At 69.3% G+C, this 26,025-nt stretch carries 25 protein-coding genes; 16 read left to right on the top strand and 9 right to left on the bottom strand.

Annotated elements, in window-relative coordinates; all coding sequences use genetic code 11:
* Positions 1 to 158 precede the first annotated feature (158 nt).
* A complete protein-coding gene (gcvP, locus tag ACFWIW_RS16640; RefSeq protein ID WP_378369247.1) occupies positions 159 to 3,038 on the top strand; it encodes an aminomethyl-transferring glycine dehydrogenase in 2,880 nt (959 codons plus the stop codon).
* Between the two features lie 3 nt (positions 3,039 to 3,041).
* Here the strand turns inward: gcvP and ACFWIW_RS16635 are convergent, their stop codons facing one another.
* Positions 3,042 to 3,404 (bottom strand): nuclear transport factor 2 family protein, encoded by a 363-nt coding sequence (locus ACFWIW_RS16635; RefSeq protein ID WP_378369246.1) that lies wholly within the window; start codon positions 3,402 to 3,404, stop codon positions 3,042 to 3,044.
* A gap of 114 nt (positions 3,405 to 3,518) precedes the next feature.
* On the opposite strand from ACFWIW_RS16635, the gene ACFWIW_RS16630 reads away from it, so the two are divergent.
* Positions 3,519 to 4,337 (top strand): helix-turn-helix domain-containing protein, encoded by an 819-nt coding sequence (locus ACFWIW_RS16630; protein WP_378369245.1) that lies wholly within the window; start codon positions 3,519 to 3,521, stop codon positions 4,335 to 4,337.
* Between the two features lie 48 nt (positions 4,338 to 4,385).
* Complete coding sequence (locus tag ACFWIW_RS16625; RefSeq protein WP_378369244.1) at positions 4,386 to 5,210, top strand: aldo/keto reductase; 825 nt, start codon at positions 4,386 to 4,388, stop codon at positions 5,208 to 5,210.
* A gap of 273 nt (positions 5,211 to 5,483) precedes the next feature.
* Here ACFWIW_RS16625 and ACFWIW_RS16620 read toward each other — a convergent pair whose 3' ends face one another.
* The 5 genes from ACFWIW_RS16620 to ACFWIW_RS16600 form a co-directional block, all read right to left on the bottom strand.
* Positions 5,484 to 6,170 carry a hypothetical protein gene (locus ACFWIW_RS16620; protein ID WP_378369243.1) on the bottom strand — a complete coding sequence of 229 codons (687 nt, stop codon included), beginning with the start codon at positions 6,168 to 6,170 and terminating at the stop codon, positions 5,484 to 5,486.
* Between the two features lie 93 nt (positions 6,171 to 6,263).
* Entirely contained in the window at positions 6,264 to 7,175 is a 912-nt protein-coding gene (locus ACFWIW_RS16615) for a 3-methyladenine DNA glycosylase (protein ID WP_378369242.1), read from the bottom strand.
* Positions 7,172 to 8,215, bottom strand: coding sequence for a hemolysin family protein (locus ACFWIW_RS16610; protein WP_378369241.1), 1,044 nt, complete (start codon positions 8,213 to 8,215; stop codon positions 7,172 to 7,174). Before ACFWIW_RS16610 ends, ACFWIW_RS16615 begins: the two co-directional genes overlap by 4 nt.
* Entirely contained in the window at positions 8,212 to 9,558 is a 1,347-nt protein-coding gene (locus ACFWIW_RS16605) for a hemolysin family protein (RefSeq protein WP_378369240.1), read from the bottom strand. Before ACFWIW_RS16605 ends, ACFWIW_RS16610 begins: the two co-directional genes overlap by 4 nt.
* A gap of 158 nt (positions 9,559 to 9,716) precedes the next feature.
* The gene (locus tag ACFWIW_RS16600; RefSeq protein ID WP_378369239.1) at positions 9,717 to 10,313 is read right to left on the bottom strand and encodes a TetR/AcrR family transcriptional regulator; all 597 of its coding nucleotides are present in this window, start codon (positions 10,311 to 10,313) and stop codon (positions 9,717 to 9,719) included.
* Positions 10,314 to 10,515: 202 nt separating this feature from the next.
* Between ACFWIW_RS16600 and ACFWIW_RS16595 the strand changes: the two genes are divergently transcribed.
* From ACFWIW_RS16595 to ACFWIW_RS16580, 4 genes are read left to right on the top strand one after another with little or no spacing between them, the layout of a single operon-like run.
* Positions 10,516 to 10,914, top strand: a complete 399-nt coding sequence (locus ACFWIW_RS16595; protein WP_240598759.1) for a hypothetical protein — start codon at positions 10,516 to 10,518, stop codon at positions 10,912 to 10,914.
* 2 nt (positions 10,915 to 10,916) lie between these two features.
* Positions 10,917 to 11,543: a DUF3558 domain-containing protein gene (locus ACFWIW_RS16590; RefSeq protein ID WP_378369238.1), complete on the top strand. Its 627-nt coding sequence runs from the start codon at positions 10,917 to 10,919 to the stop codon at positions 11,541 to 11,543.
* Entirely contained in the window at positions 11,540 to 12,880 is a 1,341-nt protein-coding gene (locus ACFWIW_RS16585; RefSeq protein ID WP_378369237.1) for a hypothetical protein, read from the top strand. Before ACFWIW_RS16590 ends, ACFWIW_RS16585 begins: the two co-directional genes overlap by 4 nt.
* A gap of 24 nt (positions 12,881 to 12,904) precedes the next feature.
* The gene (locus tag ACFWIW_RS16580; protein WP_378369368.1) at positions 12,905 to 13,636 is read left to right on the top strand and encodes an ESX secretion-associated protein EspG; all 732 of its coding nucleotides are present in this window, start codon (positions 12,905 to 12,907) and stop codon (positions 13,634 to 13,636) included.
* A gap of 4 nt (positions 13,637 to 13,640) precedes the next feature.
* Here the strand turns inward: ACFWIW_RS16580 and ACFWIW_RS16575 are convergent, their stop codons facing one another.
* The gene (locus ACFWIW_RS16575; protein WP_378369367.1) at positions 13,641 to 14,444 is read right to left on the bottom strand and encodes a MarR family transcriptional regulator; all 804 of its coding nucleotides are present in this window, start codon (positions 14,442 to 14,444) and stop codon (positions 13,641 to 13,643) included.
* A 346-nt stretch (positions 14,445 to 14,790) separates the two neighbouring features.
* Between ACFWIW_RS16575 and pip the strand changes: the two genes are divergently transcribed.
* Positions 14,791 to 15,696 carry a prolyl aminopeptidase gene (pip, locus tag ACFWIW_RS16570; protein ID WP_378369366.1) on the top strand — a complete coding sequence of 302 codons (906 nt, stop codon included), beginning with the start codon at positions 14,791 to 14,793 and terminating at the stop codon, positions 15,694 to 15,696.
* Positions 15,697 to 15,757: 61 nt separating this feature from the next.
* Here the strand turns inward: pip and ACFWIW_RS16565 are convergent, their stop codons facing one another.
* Positions 15,758 to 16,945: a Glu/Leu/Phe/Val dehydrogenase dimerization domain-containing protein gene (locus ACFWIW_RS16565; RefSeq protein WP_378369236.1), complete on the bottom strand. Its 1,188-nt coding sequence runs from the start codon at positions 16,943 to 16,945 to the stop codon at positions 15,758 to 15,760.
* A 163-nt stretch (positions 16,946 to 17,108) separates the two neighbouring features.
* On the opposite strand from ACFWIW_RS16565, the gene ACFWIW_RS16560 reads away from it, so the two are divergent.
* The 8 genes from ACFWIW_RS16560 to ACFWIW_RS16525 all read left to right on the top strand — a co-directional run bounded on the left by ACFWIW_RS16560 (position 17,109) and on the right by ACFWIW_RS16525 (position 25,683).
* Positions 17,109 to 18,032 carry a LysR family transcriptional regulator gene (locus ACFWIW_RS16560; RefSeq protein WP_063275987.1) on the top strand — a complete coding sequence of 308 codons (924 nt, stop codon included), beginning with the start codon at positions 17,109 to 17,111 and terminating at the stop codon, positions 18,030 to 18,032.
* Positions 18,033 to 18,161: 129 nt separating this feature from the next.
* Entirely contained in the window at positions 18,162 to 19,424 is a 1,263-nt protein-coding gene (locus tag ACFWIW_RS16555) for a glutamate-cysteine ligase family protein (protein ID WP_378369235.1), read from the top strand.
* Complete coding sequence (egtB, locus tag ACFWIW_RS16550; protein ID WP_378369234.1) at positions 19,421 to 20,770, top strand: ergothioneine biosynthesis protein EgtB; 1,350 nt, start codon at positions 19,421 to 19,423, stop codon at positions 20,768 to 20,770. The genes ACFWIW_RS16555 and egtB overlap by 4 nt, the downstream gene beginning before the upstream one ends.
* 5 nt (positions 20,771 to 20,775) lie before the next feature.
* A complete protein-coding gene (gene egtC / locus ACFWIW_RS16545) occupies positions 20,776 to 21,540 on the top strand; it encodes an ergothioneine biosynthesis protein EgtC (protein WP_378369233.1) in 765 nt (254 codons plus the stop codon).
* Positions 21,537 to 22,514: an L-histidine N(alpha)-methyltransferase gene (egtD, locus tag ACFWIW_RS16540; RefSeq protein ID WP_378369232.1), complete on the top strand. Its 978-nt coding sequence runs from the start codon at positions 21,537 to 21,539 to the stop codon at positions 22,512 to 22,514. The genes egtC and egtD overlap by 4 nt, the downstream gene beginning before the upstream one ends.
* 46 nt (positions 22,515 to 22,560) lie before the next feature.
* On the top strand, positions 22,561 to 22,983 hold the full coding sequence (locus ACFWIW_RS16535) for a nitroreductase family deazaflavin-dependent oxidoreductase (RefSeq protein WP_378369365.1): 423 nt from the start codon (positions 22,561 to 22,563) through the stop codon (positions 22,981 to 22,983).
* 156 nt (positions 22,984 to 23,139) lie between these two features.
* On the top strand, positions 23,140 to 24,744 hold the full coding sequence (locus tag ACFWIW_RS16530; RefSeq protein ID WP_378369231.1) for an alpha/beta hydrolase: 1,605 nt from the start codon (positions 23,140 to 23,142) through the stop codon (positions 24,742 to 24,744).
* 219 nt (positions 24,745 to 24,963) lie between these two features.
* Positions 24,964 to 25,683, top strand: a complete 720-nt coding sequence (locus ACFWIW_RS16525; protein WP_378369230.1) for a nucleotidyltransferase domain-containing protein — start codon at positions 24,964 to 24,966, stop codon at positions 25,681 to 25,683.
* Here the strand turns inward: ACFWIW_RS16525 and ACFWIW_RS16520 are convergent.
* Positions 25,673 to 26,020, bottom strand: coding sequence for a darcynin family protein (locus ACFWIW_RS16520; RefSeq protein WP_378369229.1), 348 nt, complete (start codon positions 26,018 to 26,020; stop codon positions 25,673 to 25,675). The genes ACFWIW_RS16525 and ACFWIW_RS16520 overlap by 11 nt on opposite strands.
* Positions 26,021 to 26,025: the final 5 nt, after the last annotated feature.

The following is a 26,025-nucleotide window of genomic DNA, read 5'->3' as shown; positions in this document are numbered from 1 at the left end:
AGTGGTTCGCCAGGTCACAGCCTGGCGGCCCCGCCGACGGTGCAAGCCCGGCTCAACACTCGGGCGAAACTCTCAGGCGCCCCCTCGGGGGTACGGACAGAGTGGGGAGGGCCAGGACAATCGTCCCGGCCCCACCCCCGCGTCTTGGGAGGTCCCCGTTGGAGCCCGTTTCACTGGCCGCTCTCGAATCCGGAACCCCCTTCGCGGACCGGCACATCGGTCCCGGTGCCGAAGAGCTCGCGCGCATCCTCGACGTCGTCGGCGCCGCCTCCCTCGAAGAGCTCGCCGAGCGGGCCGTCCCCGCGTCGCTGCGTGCGTCCGCGAGTCCGCCGGACCTGCCGCCACCCGCCACCGAGACCGGCGCGCTCGCCGAACTCCGCGCGCTGGCCGCCCGCAACCGGCCGATGGTCCAGATGATCGGCCTCGGCTACCACGACACCGTGACCCCGCCGGTGATCCGCCGCAACGTGCTGGAGAGCCCGGCCTGGTACACCGCGTACACGCCGTATCAGCCGGAGATCTCGCAAGGGCGTCTCGAAGCGCTGCTCAACTTCCAGACCATGGTCGCCGATCTGACCGGCCTGCCGATCGCCAACGCGTCCATGCTGGACGAGGCGACCGCGGCGGCCGAGGCGATGACACTGGTCCGCCGCGCGGGCAAGGCGAAATCGAGCCGGTTCGTGGTCGACGAGGACACCCTTCCCCAGACGATCGAGGTCCTGCGCACCCGCGCCGAACCGCTCGGCATCGACCTGGTGACCGCGGATCTGTCCCAGGGCATCACCGGGCTCGGGCTCGGCGGCGACTTCTTCGGGGTGCTGCTGTCGTATCCGGGCGCTTCGGGTGTCGTCCGCGAATGGGACCACACCATCGCCGAGGTCAAGGCGCTCGGTGCCGCCGTGGTGATGGCCGCGGATCCGCTCGCGCTGACCCTGCTGCGGTCGCCCGGTGAACTCGGTGCCGACGTCGCGATCGGGTCGACGCAGCGGTTCGGGGTCCCGATGGGCTTCGGCGGACCGCACGCGGCGTACCTCGCCGTCCGGAAGGGCCTCGAACGGCAGCTGCCCGGCCGGCTGGTCGGGGTGTCGAAGGACGCCGACGGCGCGCCCGCGTACCGGCTCGCGTTGCAGACCCGCGAGCAGCACATCCGCCGCGAGAAGGCGACGAGCAACATCTGCACCGCCCAGGTGCTCCTGGCGGTCATCGCGTCGATGTACGCGGTGTACCACGGGCCCGAAGGGTTGCGCGCCATCGCGAACCGCGCGCATCGGATGGCCACGGTACTCGCGGCGGGTCTCGCCGAGAGCGGTGTGGACGTCGTGCACTGTGAATTCTTCGACACGGTCACGGTTTCCGTCCCCGGCCGGGCGACGGCGATCGTCGGCACGGCACGGGAGCTCGGGGTGAACCTGAGGCTCGTGGACTCCGACCACGTCGCCGTCGCCTGCGACGAGACGACGACCCGTGAACATCTTTCGTTGGTGTGGAAGGCGTTCGGGGTCGCGGTGTCCGATGTGGACTCCCTTGACGCGGACACCGCCGACGGCTTTCCGCCGGATCTGCGCCGCACCAGCGGCTACCTGACCCATCCGGTCTTCCACGCGCACCGCTCGGAAACGGCGTTGCTGCGGTACCTGAGGTCGTTGTCCGACAAGGACGTTGCGCTCGACCGCAGCATGATCCCGCTCGGCTCCTGCACGATGAAACTCAACGCCACGGCCGAGATGGAGCCGATCACCTGGCCGGAGTTCGCCGGTCTGCATCCGTTCGCTCCCGCCGAGGACGCGGCCGGTCTGCTCTCCGTCGTGCGGGATCTGGAGCGCTGGCTCGCCGGGATCACCGGCTACGACGCGGTCTCCCTGCAGCCGAACGCCGGAAGCCAGGGCGAATTCGCCGGGCTGCTGGCGATTCGCGCGTACCACCGCGAACGCGGGAACGCGGCGCGTGACGTCTGCCTGATCCCGTCGAGCGCGCACGGGACGAACGCCGCCAGCGCGGTGATGGCCGGGATGCGGGTGGTCGTCGTGAACTGCGACGACGAGGGCAATATCGACCTCGGCCACCTTAAGTCCACTGTGGACGAGCACGCGGACGACCTCGCCGCGATCATGATCACCTATCCCTCGACGCACGGCGTCTACGAGGACACCGTCCGCGAGGTCTGCGCGCTGGTGCACGACGCCGGCGGCCAGGTGTACGTCGACGGCGCGAACCTGAACGCCCTGATCGGCGTGGCGCAATACGGCAGGTTCGGCGCCGACGTCTCGCATCTGAACCTGCACAAGACCTTCTGCATCCCGCACGGTGGCGGCGGGCCGGGTATCGGGCCGATCGGCGTCCGCGCGCATCTGGCGCCGTACCTGCCGAACCACCCGCTGCAGCCGGACGCGGGCCCGGCCACCGGCGTGGGCCCGATCAGCGCGGCGCCGTGGGGGAGCGCGTCGATCCTGCCGATCTCCTGGGCCTATGTCCGGATGATGGGCGCGGAAGGCCTCAGGCGGGCGACGCTGACCGCCGTCGCGAACGCCAACTACGTCGCCAAGCGGCTCGCGGAGCACTATCCGGTGCTGTACTCCGGGCACGACGGCCTGGTCGCGCACGAATGCATCCTCGATCTCCGCGCGCTCACCAAACGGACCGGCGTCACCGTGGACGACGTCGCCAAGCGGCTGGCCGACTACGGACTCCACGCGCCGACGATGTCCTTCCCGGTCGCGGGAACGCTCATGGTCGAGCCCACCGAGAGCGAGGATCTCGGTGAACTCGACCGGTTCTGCGACGCGATGATCGCGATCCGCGGCGAGATCGAGAAGGTCGCCGCGGGGGAGTGGCCGGTGGAGCGAAGCCCGCTGCGGAACGCCCCGCATACCGCGCGCTGCCTCGCGGGCGAGTGGGATCGCCCGTACAGCAGGGAGATCGGGGTCTTCCCGGCCGGGTACACCGCATCGAAGATCTGGCCCCCGGTGCGGCGGATCGACGGGGCCGCGGGGGACCGCAACCTCGTCTGCTCCTGTCCGCCGCCGGAGGCCTTCGCCTGATGCTCAGCCGGGCATCTTGTCGAGAAAGCCCAGCACCTGCTTGATCCGCCCGTCCTCGACGGTGATGACGTCGAACCCGATCGCCAGCGGCTCCTCCACCCCCTCCGGGCCGAGGTACCACTGGAACCGCGCGATGTCGTGGTGCGCGTCGGGCACGGCGGGCAGGCTGAACTTCAGGCCCGCGAACTGGGCCTGCGCGCCGGCGATGAAACCGTCGACACCGTCGTGGCCGGTGACGGCGCCGAGCGGGTCGGTGTAGGCGGCGTCCTCGGTGAACAGTTCGGCGATGAGCGCGCGGCGCTGGTCCGCGTCGGTCTCGTTCCACACGGCGATGTACTGCTCGGCGACGCGCTGGATGTCCGACATGGTGTCTCCTCGTTTCGTTGTGGGGTAACCGATGCCGCAACTCTGTCGGCCGGGGGTGGGTCCCGTCGATTACGCGGGAGGTAATGGCGGCTCCGCGCGCGGAGCCGTAGGTTCGTGATCGTGACGACCACAGTGACCGCGGGCCGCCCCGTCGGCGAGCTCCTCCGCGAATGGCGTGACCGCCGCCGGATCAGTCAGCTGGATCTCGCCATCTCTGCGGATATCTCCACCCGCCATCTGAGCTTCGTGGAGACCGGCCGGTCCAAGCCCAGCCGCGACATGGTGCTGCGGCTCGGCGAACACCTGGAGGTGCCCTTGCGGGAACGCAATCAGCTGTTGCTGGCGGCGGGGTATGCGCCCGCGTACGCCGAAAGCGGCCTCGGCGCCCCGGAAATGGCGGCGGTCCGCAAGGCGGTCCGGCAGCTGATGACCGGCCACGAGCCGTACCCGGCCGCCGTCGTCGACCGGTGGTGGAACCTGGTCGACGCCAACGCGAGCATCTCGCTCATGACCGGCCTGGTCTCGCCCGCCTTGCTGACGCCTCCAGTCAACGTCCTGCGGGTGACGCTGCACCCGGACGGGATGGCGCCGCACGTGCTGAACCTGGGGGAGTGGCGCGCGCATCTGCTCGGCAGGCTGCGGCGGCAGGTGACCCAGACGGCCGACCCGGCGCTGACCGGACTCCTGGAGGAACTGGCCGCCTATCCGTGCGCGGATCCCGTCCCCGAGGTGGAGGTCCCCGGGCCGGGTGACATCTTCGTCCCGTTGAAACTGCGGCACGAGGGCGCCGAACTCACGTTCTTCAGCACGGTCTCCACGTTCGGGACGCCGTTGGACGTCACGGTCGCCGAGCTGGTGATCGAGTCCTTCTTCCCGGCCGACGCGGACACGGCGGAATATCTGCGCGCGTACGCGGCGCGCGGGGTGGAATGATGCCGGACAAGAAGTCCAGCCACAGACTCCAGTGAGGATTCCTCTTCCATGGCCGTGCCTTCCGTCGTCCTGAACAACGAGGTAGCCATCCCCCGGCTCGGTTTCGGCGTCTGGCAGGTGCCCGCGGGCGATACGGCCAAGGTCGTCCGGACCGCCATCGAGACCGGGTACCGCAGCATCGACACCGCCGCGTCATACGGGAACGAAGCCGGCGTGGGCGAGGCGATCCGCTCATCGGACGTGCCCCGCGACGAGCTGTTCATCACCACGAAGCTCCCCAATCCGGGCCACGGCTACGACGAGACCCTCCGGGCGTTCGACGCGAGCCTCGCGGAACTCGGCCTGGACCGCGTCGACCTGTATCTGATCCACTGGCCGATACCCGCCCGCGGGAAGTACGTCGAAACCTGGCGGGCGCTGGAGAAGCTGTACGCGGACGGGCGGGCGCGAGCGATCGGGGTGTCGAACTTCCACGTCCCGCAGCTGCGGCGGCTGTTCGACGAAACCGGGATCGTGCCCGCGGTCAACCAGGTCGAGCTGCATCCCCGGCTCCAGCAGAAGGCGTTGCGGGAGTTCCACACCGAACACGGCATCGTCACCGAGGCGTGGAGCCCGCTCGCGCAGGGATCCCTGCTCTCGGACGCGACGCTGACCGCCCTCGCCGCCAAATACGGCAAGAGCCCGGCGCAGCTCGTATTGCGCTGGCATCTGCAGCTCGGCACGGTCGCCATCCCGAAATCCGTGACACCGTCCCGGATCCGCGAGAATTTCGACGTATTCGACTTCGAGCTCGCCGAAGACGATCTCGCGGCGCTCGCCGAGTTCGACGACGGGACGCGCACCGGCCCGGACCCGGACACCTTCGGCTCGTGATCGGCTGGACGGTTCTCGAGGGCAAAGGTGGCGTGCTCGTCAGGTGGCGCTCACACGCGCCCGCGTTGCCGGGGCCTCAGTGACGATCGTGTGGTCCGTGAGGGCCTCCTTCCCTACCTTGAGGGTAGGCAAGGAGGCCCTCACGGACCTGCGACCAACGGGCCGCCACGATCAAATAGGTGCCAGAGACCCGTCCCTGCCATTCACGAGGCCGGAGGTACGGGAAAGGCCCCTTCCCGAGCGGCGAAGGGGCCTTTCCCGTGGTTCGGGGCCTCAGGTGGCCTTGATGCCCGCGGCCGCGAAGTCGGCCTGCTGGGCGGGCTGCTGCAGGTACTGGCGGAACGTCTGCGCGGCGCGCATCTGGACCTCGTCGATGTTCTTGCCGGCGAGGCCGACGAGCGGGTAGTCGGCCGAACGCGCCGTCGCGACCGACTGGGCAGGCGAACCGACCAGCTCGGGCTTGGCGGTGTTCAGCTCGGTCACCCAGTAGGAGGACTCGGGGATCCAGGCGGCGGGAAGACCGCCGATGGAGTCGAGGTTGGTCCGCCCGACGAGGCCGTCGAGCACGGAAGCGGACGACAGCGCGTCGATCTGGATGACCACGCAGTGGTCGCGGACCACGGTCGCGGCGTTGTTCCACCGCTCGGCCGCCGCGCGGACCGGCTTCTCGATACTGGGGGTGACGATGACCCGCATCGGGGTGTCGCCGGCGCTGCACGCCTTGGCCTGGGCTTCGGCGCGGGTGTTGAGCTCGCCGTCCGCCCAGTTCCAGCCGAACACGCCGATCGCGACCAGGACCACGAGGACCAGGCAGGCGATGGGCCATTTGGCGATCCGCCGCCGCGGGGCCTTCTTCCCGACGATCCGGTGCGAACCGGTCGCCTCACCGCGACCCTGAGGCCGCTTCGGCGGGTCGAGGGGATGCGGCACCGGCTCCTCGACCGCGCTGTGTCGCCCCATCGTTGTCCTTTCGAAACGTGCGCGCTCGCGCTGCGTATGCAATCAAACCGTTATCACTCTAACAGGGGAGGATGTTACGGGGAATGCGACGACTCACAGTTGTTTTCCGCGTGTCGCGGGGACCTTCTTTAACTCGGCAAGGAGTCGTTGGCAATGCGCTATCAGGTGCTCACGCAGCGGCGCGGCCCGGCGGGCGAACCCGGCCTGCGCGCGGGCGTACTCGGCACGGCCTTCCGCGGTCTCGATCCGCACGGGCGAGTACCCGAACGACGCCAGATCGTACGGGCTGGCCCGCATGTCCAGTTCCCGGATGTCCGCGGCCAGCTCGAAGCAGTCCCCGACCAGCTCGGCGGGGACGAACGGATCGAGTTTGTACGCCCACTTGAACAGGTCCATGTTGGCGTGCAGGCAGCCCGGCTGCTCGAAGTCGACCTGGTCCTCCCGGGCCGGCCGCAGGGTGTTGAGCGGCCGGGCGGGCTCGGTGAAGAAGCGAAACGCGTCGAAATGCCCGCACCGGATCTCCAGCGACTCGACGACGCCGTCGGTCCCGGCCGAACCGAGCCGGAGCGGAAGTTGTGAGTGACGAACCTCATTCGCCGATTCCCGGTAAACCATTGCCCATTCGTGAAGCCCGAAACAACTGAGTCTCGGCGAGCGGGACGCGGTCGCGGAAAGCAGCCTGAACACGAATTCGGCGGTCTTGGCCCGCCCCTCGGTGAAGCCCTCCGGGTCGAGCATGACGCCGTCCGCAGTCTCCAGGTAGCCCTTCCGCTCCAGGAACCGGCGCGCGGACGCGCCTTCGAGGACGACACCCGGACCCGGTTGCCAGCGTTCGAGATGCCCTGGCCGGTGCGAGTAGTAGCTGAAGAGGAAGTCGAGCACCGGATGCTTCTCGCCCCGCGAACGGCGGCGCTGGTGCGGTGTCGTCCAGCGCCGCATCCGCGCGACGTGCTCGTCCTCCCTGGCTCGCCAGACGGGCTCGGGAAGGACGACCGGGCCGGTCATGACATGACGTGGGTGCCGTCGCGGACGGTTCCCACGTATTCCTCGACGAGGTCCTCCAGCGCGACGACGCCGACCGCGGCCCCCGCGGGGCTCAGCGCCCGCGCCAGGTGACTGCCTTCCTTGCGCATCGCCGACAACGCCTCGTCCAGCCGGGCGTCGGCGTGCAGTTCGGTGAGCGCCCGCGTCTTGTCCGACGGCACCACGGTGGTCGGGTCCTCGCCCACGAGGTCGAGGATGTCCTTGACGTGGATGTAGCCGGTGAGCGTCCCGTCGTCGGTGCACACCGGGAAACGGGAGAATCCGGTCGAGGACACCGCGCGTTCGACGTCGCCCAAGGTGGGCGAGCAGGGCAGCGTGGTCAGCTGAGCCGTCGGGACGAGCACGTCCGCGACCGTCTTCTCGACCGAGGACAGTGTCTTGCTCAGCCGCTGGTGCTCGGAGTGCTCCAGCAGCCCCTCCCGCCGCGACTCGCTGAGCAGTTCCGCGAGCTCGTCGGAGGTGTAGGCCGTCTCCAGCTCGTCCTTCGGCTCGACCTTGAACACGCGCAGCAGCGAGTTGGCCACGAAGTTCAGCAGCCAGATGAACGGGTTGGCGAGCTTCACCCAGGCCACGTGCACCGGGACCAGCCACAGCGCCAGCCGCTCCGGCTCGGCGATCGCGAGGTTCTTCGGCACCATCTCGCCGATGAGCACGTGCAGGATGGTGATGAACGCCAGCGCGATCGCGAACGAGATCGGGTGCAGCAGGACCTCGGGAATCCCGAACAGCTCGAAGAACCCGGCCAGCTGGTGCGCGACGGCGGGCTCGCCGAGCCGTCCCAGCAGCAGCGAGCAGATCGTGATGCCGAGCTGTGCGCCCGCGAGCATCAGCGAGACGTTCCTGCTCGCGTTGATCACGATCCTGGCGCGGGTCTTTCCCTGCTCCAGCAAGGCTTCCAGCCGGTCGCGCCGCGACGAGATCAGCGCGAACTCGGCGCCGACGAAGAACGCGTTGGCCAGCAACAGGACCACGACGAGGAAGATGTTGAACCAGTCGTTCATCGGGCGGGCTCCTGCTCGGCGGAGGTCGCGGTTTCGCTGACCCGGCGGACCTCGACCTCGGCGATGCGGAGACGGTCCATTTTGGTCACCGTGAGCCGCCACGCGTCGAGATCGGTCGCATCACCGGGGGAGGGGATCCGGCCGAGCCGTTCGAGGATCAGCCCGGCGATGGTCTCGTAATCGCCGTCGGGCATCCGGAACCCGGTCTCGTCGGTGACTTCGTCGGCGCGAAGCTGTCCGGACACGAGCCAGTTGTCGGCGCCGACCTGCTGGGACGACGGCGCTTCCCGCTCGTCGTGCTCGTCGCGGACGTCGCCGATGATCTCCTCGACGACGTCCTCCAGGGTCACCAGACCCGCCGTGCCGCCGTACTCGTCGACGACGATCGCGAGCTGGAACCGGGAATCACGCAGCCGGTTGAGCAGCGAGTCGCCCGGCAGGGATTCGGGCACCGTCGGGATCGGCCGCATGACCGAACCGATCCGCACCGTGGCGCGCTGGGCGGCCGGGACGGTGAACGCCTGCTTGATGTGCACCGCGCCCTGCACGTCGTCGAGATCCTCGGTGTAGACGGGGAAGCGCGAAAAGCCGGTGCGGCGGGAGATCTCGATGAGGTCGGAGATCGTGTCGTCCACGGTCAGCGATTCGAGCTGGACGCGGGGCGTCATCAGCTCGTCGGCCGTCCGCTCGCCGAAGCGCAGCGACTTGTCCAGCAGTTCGGCCGTCGACGTGTCGAGCGTGCCGCTTTCCGCGCTGGAGCGCACGATCGAGCCGAGCTCCTGCGGCGACCGGGCCGACCGCAGTTCCTCCTGCGGCTCGACACCGAATTTGCGGACGAGGAAGTTGGCGCTGTTGTTCATCAGGGTGATGAGCCAGCGGAACAGCGAAGAGAACCGCGAGTGGTACCCCGCGACGGCACGCGCGGTCTGCAGCGGCCTGGCGATCGCGAGGTTCTTCGGCATCATCTCGCCGAGGATCATCGACAGCGACGTGGCCAGGATCAGCGCGACCGCCAGCGACACGCCGTTCGCGACGCCCTCGGAGAACCCGACGGCGGTGAAGAGCGGGTGCAGCAGATCACCGATCACCGGTTCCGCGAGGTAACCGGTGACCAGGGTGGTGATGGTGATCGCCACCTGTGCGCCGGAGAGCTGGAACGAGAGCGTGCGGTGCGCCTTCTGCACGGTGTGCGCACGTTTGTCGCCGACCTGGCGGACGTTCGCGTCGACCGTGCTGCGCTCGAGCGCGGTGAGGGAGAACTCGGCGGCGACGGCGAGGCCGGTGCCGACGGTCAGCAGGAGGAAGAGAAGAATGCCGAGAACGGCGAGCAGGATTTCCATCATTCCCTGCCGGCGGGGTCGGCGGGAAGAGCCGCGGAACAGCCGGGTGTGCCACCCGGCTCGATACTGTCACCAGGTGACTGCGCGTCGCGCACGAAAAGTGTCACTCCTCGATCGGAAACCAACAGACACCGCCGCTGTACTGCGACGATGGGACAATCTTAACGCGTTCCCCCGGCCGCGTGGGCACGGTGCCGCCGCACGCTCTCCTCGACCAGGTCGAGAACGGGGCCGAGATCGTCACCGGGCTGGCCCATCGCGAGGTGGGAGACGAGACCTTCGAGAACGAGTTCGAGGTACGCGGTCAGGACGTCGACGTCGACGTCGTCACGCAGGATCCCGGCGTCGCGCTGACGCTCCAGGCGGCGGCGGGTCGCGGCGGTCAGCTGGTGGGACCGCTCGGCCCAGCGGGCACGGAACTCGGGGTCGGTGCGCAGCCGCCGGGAGACCTCCAGCCGCGTGCCGAGCCAGTCGGCGGGGTGTTCGCTGCGATTCGTCAGCAGCTCGCGCATCACCTGGACGAGACCCTGCTCGGCGACGATGTCGGCCATGCGCACCGCGTCGTCCTCGGCCAGCGCCAGGAAGAGGGACTCCTTGTCGCGGAAATGGTGGAAGATCGCGCCGCGGGACAGGCCGGTGGCTTCTTCCAGCCGCCGGACGGTGGCGCCCTCGTAGCCATAGCGTGCGAAGCACACACGCGAGCCGTCGAGGATCTGGCGCCGGCGTGCGTCGAGGTGATCCTGGCTGACCCGTGGCATCCTGGAATCCTGACACCGGGTGCCCGGTCAATGCAATCCGTACGTACGTACTGTGACCAGTTCGCGGGATGTTCGCCCCGACCGGGAACCGGACGGCTCCGAGACACGTCCGACCACTCGGCCGGATCGGCTGACACGCCGTCCGCCGCTTGGCTACTCTTTGTCCATCACCGTGTGTGAGTGCTGAGGGGAAGGTGCGGGTGTGAACATCATCGGCGATGCCGCGAGCGCGATCAAGGCCGTCTGGGGTGACCTCACCACGCCGAAGGAACCGACCGTGTACGGCGGTGGGGGCGGCGGTGGCGGCGGGTTCGAGATGAGCCCGGAGGAGCTGAAGACCGTCATCGGGCTGTGGCAGGACGAGCTGAAGAAGGTCTCCGAGGACGGCATGAAGATCGAGGACATCCTCGCCGATCTGAGACCGCCGGGCCGGGACGAGGCCAGCTCCAGCTACGTCGATTCCGGCGTCGATTCGCTGCTCGCCTTGCAGAAGCAGAACGACTCGATGAAGGAGTACATCACGGGCTACATCGCGAAGCTCGAGATCGCCCGGACGAAGACGATGGCCACCGACCAGGCCAACACCCTGCGCACGACCTGAGGATGCCGAACGTGTTGAGGAAACGCGCCGCCGTGGCGGCGCTCGTGCTCGTTTCCGTCGCGGTGGCGGGCTGCACGGGGGAGAACCCCGGGACACCGTCGCCGAGCAGCGGATCGGCGCCGTCATCCGAATCGTCGGCGGCACCGGAGGATCCGAACGTCCCGAAGGTGGCGAATCCGCTGGACGCCTCGGCGTACGTCGGTGACGCCTGCAAGCTGCTTCCCCCCGCCGCCGCCGCGGAACTGGGGTTCACCGAGCCGGGCGAGCCCCGGTCCGAGTCGAGCAATCCGGGCTGCGGGTGGTTCATCAGGGGCAAAGGGGAGACGCTGCAGATCATCCTCGGCAGCGGGAACCGCGAAAAGGGCGTGGGTGGCCTGGCCGGAATGTACAAGGCCAAGGAGTCCGGGCAACTGAGGTTCCTGGAGCCCGGCCCCGAGGTCGACGGTTATCCGACCGTCTATTACGGAATCCAGGACAGGCGGGCCCGGGGCAACTGCGATCTCGCGGTCGGCGTCGCGGACGACCTGACGATCAACACCCTGGCCGCCGGCTACGGCGACGAACAGAATTCGTGCGGGACCGCGCAGAAACTCGCGTCGGCCGTAATCAAGACACTCAAGGGGGCATGAGAGTGGACGGCAAGCAGATCTTCGAGAACTTCACCCAGGGCGACACCCGCAACCTGCGCTCGGCGGCCGATCGCATCGCCGAACTCTCGGACGCCTATGTCGAACGTGGCATGGCCATCAAATCCCTGCAGACGCGGATGACCTCCTCCTGGACCGGTTCGGCCGCCGACGCGGCGAACGCCGGTGCGGGCCCGCTCGAGCAGGCCTTCAAGGAGACCGCGGAGCCGCTGTTCCAGACCAGGGATTCGGTGACGACGCAGGCCGACAGCTTCGACGACTCCGGGCAGACGGTCGTCCCCGTGCCGCCGAAACCGGACAAGCCGAACCCCTGGACCACCGGCCTGAAGGGCGCGATCCCGATCGCCGGGCCGTTCATGGTCAACAACGACATCAAGAACTACCAAGAGGGCGTCGCGAAGCACGAAGCGGCGAACCAGAACAACGTCCGCGTGATGGACCAGTACGACTCGGTCACCAGCAGCACGAGCTCCAGCCTGCCGACCGACTACGGCGTGCTGAAGAACGACGGCGCGAACGTCAGCGTCAAGACCCCGGGCGGTCCGCCTCCGATCCAGCCGCCGCCGGTCATCCCGGTCAGGCCCGGCAGGAACGGCAGCGGGGACGACAACGACGGCACCGACACCAGCGGCACGGACGACAACGGCACCAACCCGAACCAGAACAAGCCGGGCGGCGACCAGAACCCGACCAAACCGGGTACCAACGACGACCGTCCGGTGATCCCGAGGGACAAGCCCGACACCAACATCACGACGCCGACGCGGAAGCCACCGGGTACCGGGGACGGCGACACCACGCGCCCGAGCGGTGGCGGCAAGGGCAAGCCGGGCCCGACGACCGAGATCCCGGGCCGGATCCCCGGACGTGGTCCCGGCGGTGGTGACTCGGACAACGTCATCGGCCTGCCGAACGGCCCCGGCCAGAACTACAACCCCAACGGCCCCGGACAGAACCCGCCGGGAAGCACCGGCGGTCGCAACGTGCCCCCGTCCAACAGCGCCGCGGGCAGGCTGCTCGGTGGCGAGGGCGGCACCGGCGGCAGGGGCGGCGCCCCCGGTTCCGGCGGCCTTGGCGCGGGCAGGGGATCGGGAATGGGCGGTCTCGGCGGCCTGGGAGGCGCCGACCACCTGGCCGGCGGTCGCGGAGCGGCCGGACGCGGCGGCGCCGGCCAGATGGGCCCGATGGGTGCCGGTGGCAGGCGCGCCGATGGCGACGAGGACGACGAGCACCAGCGCCCCGACTACCTGATCGAGGCCGACCCGGACGCGATCTTCGGCACCGACCAGCGGACCAGCCCGCCGGTCATCGGCGAGTAGCGGATGACCGTGAGAACAGGCCGGGTGGACGTCCCGGTCGAAGCCCTGGCGGTGCTCGCCGAACGCGAACGCGTCGGCGACCTGCACATCACGCTGCGTCCCGAACCGCGCTGGCTGTCCAGGACGGCCCGCGCGGAGGCGGACAAGCGAGTGGAGGCGGCGCTGGCGCAGGCCGGGCTGCTGGATTCGAGCGGCCGCGCGTCGGTCGACTTCCTGGACTGGCTCCCGGTGCTCACGAAACCGGCCATCGAGTACTACGGCTGGGTGAACACCGGAGGCCAGACCTACGGCGTTCTCGCCGCTTCGCTGGGGCTTCAGGCGGTCTTGGCCGTGGCGTCCGGCGACTGGGTCGGGCTGCAGGAGATCGATCGGCGACGGCTGCCCGAAACCCTGATCGAGCAGTTGCCGCCCGTTCCGGCGGGCGGCGGCAGGCTGCGCACGGTCCGCGCGTACGAGCTCGAAGAAGCGGCCCGCCGCAGCCCCGACACGCATTCGCTGCCGCCGGTGATCGCGGACATCGTCAGCCTCGTGCAGCGGCCGGTCGAGGGGAGCGGCGAGCTCTACGTCGGCAAGCGGGACGAGGTCGGCAGGCATGTGGCCGCCGAGGATCCGCTCCATTTCGCCGACACCGATTGGGGCAGGTACCTCAGCTACACGACCGGTCACGGCAACGACGCGGTGGTCCACATCGGACCCGCCGGCCCGGCGGAGCTGGTGGACGCGCTTCAGCACGTCTCCAGCACCCTGGGCGGCTAGGCCGTCACATCGGAAACACCGCCCTCAGCGCGGCCGAGATCGGTTCGAGGTCGGCGACGAGGCGCTCGAGTTCGTGGGCGCTCAGGGCGTCGTACGGTGTCTCCGCGAGCCTGTCGGTCATGGCCTCGACGCGTTCCTTCGTGGCGCGGCCGTCGGTGGTGAGCCAGCCGTCCGTCCCGACGAGACCGCGGTCGCGCATACCGTCGACGACCGCGGTCAGCCGGGCGGCGGGGAGGTGCCAGACCCGGCCGAACTTGTTCGCGGGGATGCCGACGGACAGGGCGTGGAGCACGTGGCACTCGGTGCCGCCGATACCCTCCGCCAACAGGGCGACGGTGTGGCCGTCGCCCCGGTGTTCACGCAGGAGGGTGGCCGCGTGCCACAGCCTGGCAACGGGCTCCCGCGGGACCGGAACCGTGCGGAGGGCGGCGTAGAGGGCGCGTCCCTCCACGGGTGCGCTGGTCGCCGCTTTCAGCAGAAGGTCGCCGGCGCGGGTGACCGCGGGGTCGTCGGCGAGTTCGCCGAGGATCCGCCGTATCCCCGCGACGCATCCCCGTTCGCGGGCGGCCAGCGCCGCCTCGGGCGTGGTCAGCTCCCAGACCTTCGGGATGTGGCGGGCCACCTCGCCGGGGGCGAAGTTGTAGAAGATCGCGTGGATCACCTCGGCGGGCACCGACCGGCCGAACGGTGCGGCCCGGCCGGCGAAGTAGGCGTCCCATGGGTTGCGCAGGCCGAGCGCGATCAGGGCCTCATCCGACTCGTCGGCGAAGTAGGGCACCAGACCGATGGGCTCGACCAGGTCGTACATGCGGCGCGCGTTCGACATCTCATCCCCTGAAGTTCGTGGCGGCCGCCCCTTCTTGGCGGCCCCTCACCTTCTCCACGAATCGCTCGTGCCGGAACAGACATCCGGCGCGGGGAATTTCGCGGAAGATCGTGGGCGGCGCTCGCCCAAGTCCGTGAAGGCCTCCTTGAGGGACTCTGGGTCCCTCAAGGAGGCCTTCACGGACGGTCGGCCCCCGGGCGTCGGTCCGCACTGCTTAATCCCGCGCGCCGGGGCATGCATCCCGCTATTGTGACAGCGCTGTTGTATCTGGCGGGAGGACGAGAACGTGACACGGCTGTATCCGGAAATCGAACCGTACGACCACGGGATGCTCGACGTCGGCGACGGGCACCTCGTGTACTGGGAGGTCTGCGGGAACCCCGGCGGCAAACCCGCCGTCACGCTGCACGGCGGACCCGGAACCGGCTGCGGCGCAGGCATGCGCCGGTACTTCGACCCGGCCAAGTACCGCGTCGTGCTGTTCGACCAGCGAGGCTGCGGCCGGAGCACCCCGCACGCGGGCGAGCCCGAGGCCGACCTCTCCACCAACACCACCGACCACCTGATCGCCGACATGGAACGGCTTCGCGAGCATCTGGGCATCGAGAAGTGGCTGATCTTCGGCGGCTCCTGGGGTTCGGTGCTCGGGCTGGTCTACGCCGAGCGGCATCCGGACCGGGTCTCGGAGATGGTCCTGATGGGCTTGGCCACCGGGCGGCGGAGCGAGAGCGACCTGCTCACCCGCGGTCTCGGCGGTGTCTTCCCCGAGGCGTGGGCGAAATTCCGCGACGGCGTTCCCGAAGAGGATCGCGACGGCGACCTGGCGGCGGCGTACCTCAAATTGCTGATGGACCCCGACCCGGCGGTCCACGGGAAGGCGGCGGCGGCCTGGTGTGCCTGGGAGGACGCGATCATCCCGACCTCCCCGCCGTACGAGAGCTTCGAGAGCCCGGAGTTCCGGCTCGCCTTCGCCAGGCTGGTTACCCACTACTGGAGCAATGGGTCCTTTTTGGACGAAGGCGTGGTGCTGCGGGAAGCCGGGAAACTCGCCCACATCCCGGCCGTGCTCGCCGAAGGAAGTCTCGACCTCGGCAACCTCATCGGCACCCCGTGGGAGCTGGCGCACGCGTGGCCCGGCAGCGAGCTGGTGCTCATCGACGAGGTCGGCCACAGCACCAAGGACGAGCCGATGCGTGAAGTCCTCATCGGCGCGACGGACCGCTTCGCCTCCTGACCGCGCGTGAAGGCCCCCTTCCCTCGGCTCAGCCGAGGGAAGGGGGCCTTCACGCGCATCCTCAGGGGATGACCAGCGCGGGGGCGGTTTCCGGGGCGGTGGCGTCCGAACGGGTGGTTTCGGCGAGCCGCAAACCCGTGGTGCGGGGTGGGATCCGGTCGAGGTTCCACGAGCTCAGCAGCAGGGCCACCTTCGCCCGCATCTCGGTCCGCAGGCGCAGGAACGAATCGGCCGGATCGGCGCCGACCTCGCCGAGCAGGAGCCACCAGGCCCACGCGGCCGCGCCGGCGTTCGCGACGAAATCCGGGATCACCGGGATGCCGCGGGCCGCCAGCCCCGCTTCGGCGTCGGGGGTGGTCGCCGCGTTGGCGGCTTCGATCACGACCTTCGCCTTGACCAGACCCTGATTCCCGGCGCGGAGCGCGTAGGAGATCGCCGCCGGGACGAGGATGTCCGCCTCGGTCGCCACGATCTCGTCGCGGGGGAGCAGCCGGACGTCGGCGGGGAGCCGGCTCCGGTCGATCTCGCCGTATTCGTCGCGCAGGTCCAGCAGCGCCGGGACGTCGAGGCCTTCGGGCCGGTACAGCGTGCCGGCGGCGTCGGCGACCGCGACGACCTTCATCCCGGCTTCGTGCAGGTACCAGGCCGCGCCGCCGCCCATGGTGCCGATGCCCTGGATGGCGACCGTGGTCTTGTCGGCGGGCCACTCCCACGCGTCGGCGACACCGAGGCAGGCCTGTGCGACGCCGTAACCGCCGATCACGTCGCCGAGCAGGAGCCCGCCGGGCACCGGTGTGCTCAGCCCGGCCTGCACACGCCGAAGGGTGTGCGCCGGATCGGCCGAACGACGGATGGCCGCGTGGTACGACTGCTCGAGCCCGAGTTTCGCGAACACCTCGTCGATCAGGTGCTGGGGCACGCCGAGGTCTTCGGCGGTCACCCAGTGGTTGTCGATCCACGGCCGCAGGAACGCACAGAACCGTTCCAGCACACCGAAAGCCCGTTCGTCCTTCGGATCGAAGTCGATGCCGCCCTTGGCCCCGCCGACCGGCAGGCCGAAGGTCGCGGTCTTGTTCGCCATCCCCCTCGCCAGGTCCTCGACCTCGGTCATCGTGCAGCCCGCGCGCATCCTGGTCCCGCCGGTCGCGATACCGGAGACCAGGCTGTGCACTACGAGGTAGCCGGTGGCACCGGTGACGGGGTCGGTCCAGACGAGCCTCATCAGCGGTTCGGCGTTCCTCGCGGCCATGCGGCCACCTCCTTCGTGGATTCGGGGTCGTTCCTGCGCCACTTCCGAGGGTGCGCCCCCGCGGGCGCGCGCGTCCATTTACCGAATCTGAACGATGTCGTGCAGAGAAACTGGTGTAACGCGTCACCGGGCGTCCGCGACCGCACCCGATTACGTTGGGGCCATGGAGCTTTCGTTGCACCGCCTGCGGATGCTCCGCGAGCTGAGCAGGCGCGGCACCGTCACGGCGGCCGCCGCTTCGCTGCATTACACCGCTTCGGCGGTGTCACAGCAGCTGGCTCAGCTGGAGCGGGACGTGGGCGCGAAGCTGTTCGAACGATTCGGCAGGCGGGTGCAGCTGACCGAACTGGGGCTGTTGCTCACCGAGCACGCCGAAGAGATCCTGGGGTCGGTCGAACGGGCGACACTGGCCTTGGAGGAGGCACAGGAGACCGTTTCGGTGCGCCTCATGGCGGGGGTGTGGGCGTCGGTCGCTTCGGGCCTGTTGCCGCACGCGCTGGCCGCGCTCGCGGGTGAGCATCCGGGTATCCAGGTCCGGACCCGCGAGCTGGCTCCCGAGGACACCGCCGACGCCGTCCGTGACGGCGAACTGGACCTGTCGTTCGTCCTCGACTATTCCGACGCGCCGATGCCGTGGGACGCGGGCCTGGAGCGCGCGGTGATCGCGGTCGAACGGCTGCACGCCGCCGTACCCGCCGGTGCGGTGCCCGCCGGGAGCGCTTCCCTGCCCGAACTGGGCGAGCATCCCTGGATCCTCGCCAGCCCGAAGAGTCATTTCGGCCGCGCGGTGCGCACGGCGTGTCACCGGCACGGGTTCGAGCCCAAGATCAACCACGAGGTCGAGGAGCAGTCCACGGCGATGGCGATGGTCAGGGCCGGGCTCGGGGTGACGCTCGTTTCCGACCTCGGGCTCGGGCTCCGGCCGCCGGGGATCGACGTCGTCGCGTTGACCACACCGTTGCTGCGGACGGTTTCGATCGCCTACCGGACGACCTCGTCACGGCGGCCGGCGCTGCAGCTGGTGATCGAGGCGGTGCGTAACGCGGCGGCCGCACTGGGGCTGGGCACGGAGCCCGCTTTGCCCTGATCGTCCCGTCCCGGAAGGTGGTCCGGCGATCCTGCCCGGCAAGAACCGGACTGATTTTGTCGGACCTCGCGTGTAGCGTCCGAAGTCAAGGTATCTCAGTAATCGGACAACCGACTGGACGGCGGAAAGATGACCACTGTTCATGATTTCCCCGAGAAGTCCGGGAGCGCGTCGAACGCGACGGCGAAGGTCCTGTCGGACCGCGCCGAAGGTGAGGCGTATGTGGCTTCCGTGTGCTTCAAACACGGGCCGCCGAGACTTCTCGGCGTAGAGCTGGAATTCACCGTGCACTACGCCGACGAACCCGCCCGGCCTCTCGATCCCGACGATCTCGCCACCGCGCTCGGCCCGCACACACCGCGGACGCTGCGCCCCGACAGCCCCGCCCTCCCGCTTCCGGCAGGTTCACCGCTGAGCCTCGAGCCCGGATGTCAGGTGGAGATCTCCGCTCGACCACAGACCACGCTGCGCCATCTGGACGCCGTCGTCTCGGCCGATCTGGCCCATCTCGAAACTCTTCTCGCCGCACGAGGCCTGTACCTGGGGGACACCGGGATAGACAGGCATCGCGCGCCCGCCCGCAAGCTGGGCACCCCACGCTACGCCGCGATGGAACGCCGCTTCGCCCCGATGGGCGACGGCGGCGCGACGATGATGTGCAGTACCGCGGGCCTGCAGGTCTGCGTGGACGCCGGCGAGGCGCACGATCTGGCGGTCCGCTGGGCCGCCGTCCACGCGCTCGGCCCGCCCCTGCTCGCCACCTTCGCCAATTCCCGGATCCACGCCGGACGCGACACCGGCCACGCGTCCGCGCGGTGGCTCGCCGTGATGGAAACGGAAAAGGCCCGCACCAGGTCGGCGGAACCGGGCGAGGATCCGGCCGCGGAGTGGGCGGGCAGGATCCTGGACACCCCGCTGATGGTCCTTCCCGGCCCCGGCGGCCGCTGGGACGCGCCCGATTCCCTGACCTTCGCCGACTGGATCGACGGACGGGGCGAGGGCGCCGGGCTCGGCAAGCCGACCGAGGACGACCTTGCCTATCACCTGACGACGTTCTTCACGCCGGTCCGTCCACAGGGGTATCTGGAGATCCGCTACCTGGACGCCCAGCCCGCCGCCAGGTGGCTGCACCCGGTGGCCCTGCTGGCCGCGCTGCTCGCGCGCCCATCCACAGTGGACAAGGTGCTCGAACTGTGCGAGCCGGTCATGGGCAGATGGGAGTGCGCGGCCAGGTTCGGCCTCGCCGACCGGGAGATCGCCGCCGTCGCGAGCAAGGTGGTGGACCTCGGCTGTGCCGAATTGGGCGCGACCGGTCTGCCGCCGGAGACCATCACCGAGATCAGCGAGGGCGTGCAATCCCTCGTACGCGGTTCGAGGAGCCACCAGTCATGAGCGTGGAAAGCACCGAGACCAACCCGCTTCGCGCGCTGAGCCCGCAAGACCTGCGGGCGCACGCGGCCGAGGCGCTCACCAGGGCCCGTGAGCGGAGCGTCGCGCTGACGAGCGTCGACGACGAAGACCTGGTCCGCCAGCATTCGAAACTGATGTCGCCACTGGTCTGGGACCTCGCGCACATCGGCAGCCAGGAGGAGCTCTGGCTGGTGCGCGACGTCGGCGGCCGCGAGGCGCTCCGGCCCGACATCGACGACATTTACGACGCGTTCCAGCACGCCCGCGCGGATCGCCCGGCGCTGCCGCTGCTCGGCCCGGAGGAAGCGCGCAAGTACGTCCGCGAGGTCAGGGAGAAATCCTTCGACATCCTGGAAACCGTTCCGCTGCAAGGCAGGCGGCTCACCGAGGACGCCTTCGCCTTCGGCATGATCACCCAGCACGAGCAGCAGCACGACGAGACGATGCTGGCCACCCATCAGCTGCGCAAGGGCGACCCGGTGCTGCACGCGCCCGCCCCGCCGCCGTCGCGGTCCGGGCCGCTGCCCGCGGAGGTGTTCGTGCCTGGCGGCGCCTTCACCATGGGCACGTCGGCGGAGCCGTGGGCGCTGGACAACGAGCGACCGGCGCACGAGGTCGCGGTGGAGGCGTTCTTCATCGACACCACGCCGGTCACCTGTGGGGCGTACACCGAGTTCCTCGACTCCGGCGGGTACGAAGACCCGAAGTGGTGGAGTGAGCGCGGGTGGGCGTACCGCAGCGAGCACGGCATCGACGCGCCGCGGTTCTGGAAACGGGAGCAGGACGGCTGGTGGCGGACGCGGTTCGGCGTCTACGAGAAGGTGCCCGCCGCGGAACCCGTCGTCCACGTTTCCTTCCACGAGGCCGAGGCGTACGCCGCCTGGGCGGGACGGCGCCTGCCGACGGAGCCGGAGTGGGAGAAGGCCGCCCGGTTCGACCCGGCGACCGGCCGGTCGCGCCGGTTCCCCTGGGGCGACGAGGAACCCACCCCCGACCACGCCAACCTCGGGCAGCGGCACCTGCGGCCCGCGGAGGTCGGCGCGTACCCGGCGGGTGTTTCGCCGCTGGGCGTGCACCAGCTGATCGGCGACGTCTGGGAGTGGACCAGCAGCGGTTTCGAGGCCTACCCGGGATTCGCCGCCTTCCCGTACAAGGAGTACTCGGAGGTGTTCTTCGGCGGGGACTACCGGATCCTGCGCGGTGGCTCGTTCGGCACGGACGCGGCGGCCATCCGCGGTACGTTCCGCAACTGGGATCACCCGATCCGGCGGCAGATCTTCTCCGGGTTCCGCTGTGCCAGGGACGCGCGGCCGAGCGAGGTGGCCTGAGCGGCATGTGCCGTCACATCGCGTATCTCGGCGAGCCGCGCTCGCCCGCCGAGATGCTCTTCCACGCCCCTCATTCGCTGCTCGTGCAGTCGTACGCCCCCCGCGACATGCGGGGCGGCGGCTCGGTCAACGCGGACGGCTACGGCCTCGGCTGGTACGCCGGAGGTCCCGAACCGCTGCGGCTGCGCCGGTCCGCTCCCTTGTGGACGGACGGGGATCTGCCCGCCCTGGCCGGATCGGTCCGCTCGCACGCCTTCATGGCGGCGGTGCGGAACGGAACGACGGCGATGCCCGTGGTCGAGGCGGCGAACGCGCCGTTCACCGGCGGCGGCTACCTCTTCAGCCACAACGGGCTGGTGCGGGGCTGGCCGGACTCGATGGCCGAACTCGCCGCGAAACTGCCGATCACGCGACTGCTGACACTGGAGGCGACCACGGATTCGGTACTGCTGTGGGCTTTGCTGCGTGAACGGCTGGAGGCGGGCGAAGACCCGCTCGCGGCCGTCGCCTGGCTGACCGGAGTGGTCGAGGAGGCGGGGCCGGGTTCGCGGCTCAATCTCCTGCTGACCGACGGCCGGACGCTCATCGGTACCGCGTGGACGCATTCCCTGTCCTACCGGGACACCGGCGGCGGCGTGCTCGTCGCGTCGGAACCGTGCGACGACGATCCCGGATGGACTCCCGTTCCCGACCACCACGCCGTCCGGGTCACCGGCGCGGGCGTGGAGATCCTGCCCCTCGAAGCCGATCGGAGCCCTGAGGCACGATGACCGAACTCGACCTCGACGTACACCACAGCGAATCGGATATCACCGAGCAGCTGCGCGCGGACGTCCGCGCCGGCCTGGAGGCCGACCAGAAGTGGTTGTCGCCCAAATGGTTCTACGACGCGCGCGGCAGCGAACTGTTCGAGGACATCACCGCCCTTCCCGAGTACTACCCGACCAGGAGCGAACGGGAGGTGCTCGCCGCGCGCGGTGGTGAGATCGCCGAAATCTCGGGCGCGCACACCCTCGTCGAACTCGGGTCCGGATCGAGCGAGAAGACGAGGCTCCTGCTCGACGCGCTCACCAGGCACGGCACGTTGAAGGAGTTCGTCCCGCTCGACGTCTCCGAAACCGCGCTCGCCGAGGCCGCCGAGGCCATCACGGCCGACTACCCGTCCCTCGAGGTCCGAGGCGTGGTCGGTGACTTCACCCGGCACCTCGACCTGCTGCCGGGGGACCGGCCGCGGATGGTGGTCTTCCTCGGCGGCACGATCGGCAACTTCCTCCCCGCCGACCGCGCCACCTTCCTGCGCTCGGTCCGCGGCGTGCTCGACGAAGGGGAGTGGTTCCTCCTCGGGACGGATCTGGTGAAGGACAGGGAAACCCTGGAGCGCGCCTACGACGACGCCGCCGGGGTCACCGCCGAGTTCAACCGCAACATGCTGCACGTGATCAACAACGGCCTCGGCGCGAACTTCGACCCGGCCGCGTTCGACCACGTCTCGTATTGGGACGAAGAGAACGAATGGATCGAAATGCGCCTGCGGGCCCGTGCGCCGCTGACCGTCGACATCCCGGGCGCCGACCTGCGGGTGAAGTTCGCCGAGGGCGAATACGTGCGCACCGAGATCTCCGCGAAGTTCCGGCGGGAGGGAATCGCCGCGGAACTGGCCGAAGCCGGTTTCTCCGTGGAGAAATGGTGGACGGACTCGGAATCGCGGTTCGGGGTGAGCCTGGCAAGATCTGTCCGTGGCTAACCCTCTCACGTCGCTCGCCCGCGCGCTCGGCACCAAACCGTGGCTGATGGGGCTCGCGGGCGGGATCATCTGGGTGGACAAGAGACTCCACCGGCTGTTCAAGGGGAAGGTGAGCCTGGTCGCGCTGGCCGGGCTGCCTTCCCTCCGGCTGACCACGACCGGCCGCAAGAGCGGGCTGCCCCGCAGTACCAATCTTCTGTACTTTCCGCACGAGGAAGGTTTCGTGCTCATCGGCTCCAATTGGGGGAGGCCGAACGATCCGGCGTGGACGCACAATCTGCGCTCGCATCCCGAGGCGGTCGTCGCGCTGGCGGGCAAGGAGATCCCGGTCAGGGCCAGGGAACTGCGCGGCGACGAGTACGAAGCGATGTGGAAACGGCTTCTGGAGTTCTGGCCCGGTTACTCCATGGAGGCCGACGCCGCTCGCCGTGTGTTACCGATTTTCGAGTTGAAGACAACCACTCGATAGGTTCGTACCATCCTTTCGGCCGGTGACTGGGTTACCGGCTTGTGCGAGGCTCGCTTGGTGTTACGCGCCGTGACGTCGACGGCGCGCCGTGCGACGTGGTCCGTCACGTCGCCAGCCGAGGGAGGAGTCGTTTTGCCGAGATCCACAAGGAGGCCGGTGCGCGGTTTCGCACTGGTAGGGGCACTCGTGGCCGGCGCCGCGCTGACCGGGGCGTCCGGGACGGCGGTCGCCGCCCAGGAGGCAGGCCCGCCGGCCGCCCAGGTCGGCGCGACGGCGCCGGTGAACTGGGGTGCCTGCACGGCGGACCAGCTCCGCGGTGTTCCGGCCGATCAGGTGAAGTTCTACAGCTGCTCGCGGTATCGCGTGCCGATCGACCACGACAACGCGGCGCTCGGCACGATCGACATCGCGATGCTGAAGCGGGCGGCGAAGACGCCCGACAAGAAGGTCGGTTCGCTGTTCCTCAACCCGGGCGGTCCGGGTGGCTCCGGGTTCCGGATGCCGATCGGTGCGGCGAACTACTTCCAGCCGCAGGTGCTGGACCGGTTCGACCTGATCGGGTTCGATCCGCGCGGCGTCGGGGCCAGCAACCCGCTCAAATGCTTCACCACGCAGGAGGACGCGGACGACGTCTTCGCCGCGCAGATCCCCGTGCCACTGTCTCGGCAGGAGATCTCCGGGACGCTGGCCTCGTACCGCGATTACGGCCAGTTCTGCAAGAACAACGCGGGCGCGCTGCTGAACCACATGTCCACCAAGGACGTGGTGCGCGACCTCGACAAGATGCGGGCGGCCGTCGGCGACCAGAAGCTGACCTTCGTCGGTTTCTCGTACGGGACCCTGATCGGGTCGACGTACACGTCGATGTTCCCGAAGCAGAGCCGGGCGATCGTCATCGACGGCAACGTCGATCCGGCGCTGCGCACCAGCGACGGCGTGCAGTACGACCGCGAGCGCGCTCGCGGGTTCGAGATCGCGCTGGACGCCTTCCTGCGCAAGTGCGCGCAGGTCGGGCCGAAGTGCTCATTCAGCGCGGGCACGCCGAGGGAGAAGTTCGACGAGATCCGTGACCGCCTGCGCCAGCAGCCGATCAAGCTGCCGGACGGGAGCAGCTACGACATCAACGCGTTCACCAGCACGGTGGCCGGGGTGCTGTACTCGCCGACGTCGTTCCCGCCGCTGGCCGACGACCTGCAGGCGCTGTACAACGTCGTCCACCCGCCCGCGGCGCAGACGCAGACGGCGCAGGCCGTCGAGCTGAAGGTGCTGCGGTCCGGGGCGAACGGGCGCGCGGACGTGAACCCGGACAGCCCGTACACCGGCGACGACTCGTACTTCGCGGTGAACTGCTCGGACAAGAAGATCACGATCAAGCAGGAGAAGGTCCCCGAGATCGCCGCGAAGTGGGAGAAGGAATCGCCCACTTTCGGTCGCTACCAGGCGTTCTCGGACGTGGCGGGCTGCCCGGTGTGGCCGGTGAAGAAGCCGGACGTCTACCGCGGTCCGTGGCAGGCCAAGACCGACACCCCGGTCCTGGTCGTCGGCAACTACTACGACCCGGCGACCCAGTACCTGTTCTCGAAGCGGATGGCCGACCAGCTGGGCAACGCCCGCCTGCTCTCGGTCGACGCCTTCGGGCACTGCATCCTCGGCGACTCGCTCGGGGTGGACAAGGTGACGGCCGACTACCTGATCGATCTGAAGGTCCCGGCCAACGGCCAGGTGTTCCAGCCGAACGTCCAGCCGTTCGAAACCGCCTGATCCCGGACTGAAGGACACGAAGGCCACCGTCTCGGCGGTGGCCTTCGTGGCGTCCGGGGACCGGTCCCGAACTCCGGGCCCTAGGGTTCCTGACGGGGAGGGCCGGATCGGCCGGACGACCCCCTCGTCCAGGAGATCCGGGTGGGTAACCAGGGCACCGGCTTCGGCTCGGTCGCGGCTGCCGGTGCGCCTGGCCCACCCCACCGGCATGCTGGACGGATGGATCCCGTCCGGATGGCCCGCGAAGTGGTCGAGACCCGTTTTCCCACCGCGAGGGCCGCGATCCTGGGCGGAAGCGCGAACACCGGATCGCGTACCGCCGAATCGGATCTCGACGTCGTCGTCTTCCTCGACGGGCCGCCCGCGCCGTATCGCGAAACGACCGAACACGACGGTGTGCCGGTGGAACTGTTCTGCCATACCCCCGAGTCGTACGAGGGCTTCGCCGAGCAGGAGACCGCCAGCCGTCGTTCGCCCTTGCTGCACATGTGCGGCGAAGGTGTCGTTCTGCTCGACCGCGACGGCTTCGGCCACCGGACGCGGGTGGAGGCCCAGGCACGACTGCGTGCCGGGCCTCCACCGCTTTCCGCGGCCGAGCTGGAGGATCACCGCTACCTGCTCACCGATCTACTGGACGACCTCGACGGGGCGAGCGATCCCGACGAACTGGTCTTCATCGCCGACCGGCTGCTGATCGCGGTGGCCGAGCTGATCCTCCTCGCGGGAGGGCGATGGCGGTCCCGCGGCAAATGGCTCCTGCGACGGCTTCGGGAGGCCGATCCGGAGACCTGCCGGGAACTGTTGCTCGGCTACCGGCAGGTCGTGTGCACGGGAGATCCGGTGCTGTTCCGGCGGGTCGCCGCCGGTGTCCTCGACGGCGTGGGAGGCCGACTTCTGGCGGGCTACCGACGGGACGCTCCCACCGGGCTCAGACGTTGACGCTCGCGTAAGCGTCCATGCCGTAGTTCGTGGCGTACGCGTTCTCCACCCCGACCAGGAGTTCGACCACCTCGAAGTACCGGTCCCAGAACGGCGTCTCGCGCAGCGCCTCGACGAGCAGTTGGTACGAGTGGTGGTCGTCGGCCTCCCACACCCACACGTCGGTCACTCGCGCGGAGTAGAACTCGGTGTCGAAGAACCGGGACCGGACGCCCTTCACCTTGCTCTCGACGGCGGGGAGTACCTCGGTCTTGAAGGCCTTCACTCGTTGTTCGACGGTGAGCCCGAGCCATTCGGGCGTGGTCTTCACCAGCATGAAAGCGGTCACTTCGGACATGGTGT

It is taken from the genome of Amycolatopsis sp. NPDC058340 (assembly GCF_042723975.1).
Taxonomy (GTDB): domain Bacteria; phylum Actinomycetota; class Actinomycetes; order Mycobacteriales; family Pseudonocardiaceae; genus Amycolatopsis.
Note: the sequence above shows the minus strand (reverse complement) of the source record. Positions and strands in the feature narration are given on the sequence as shown.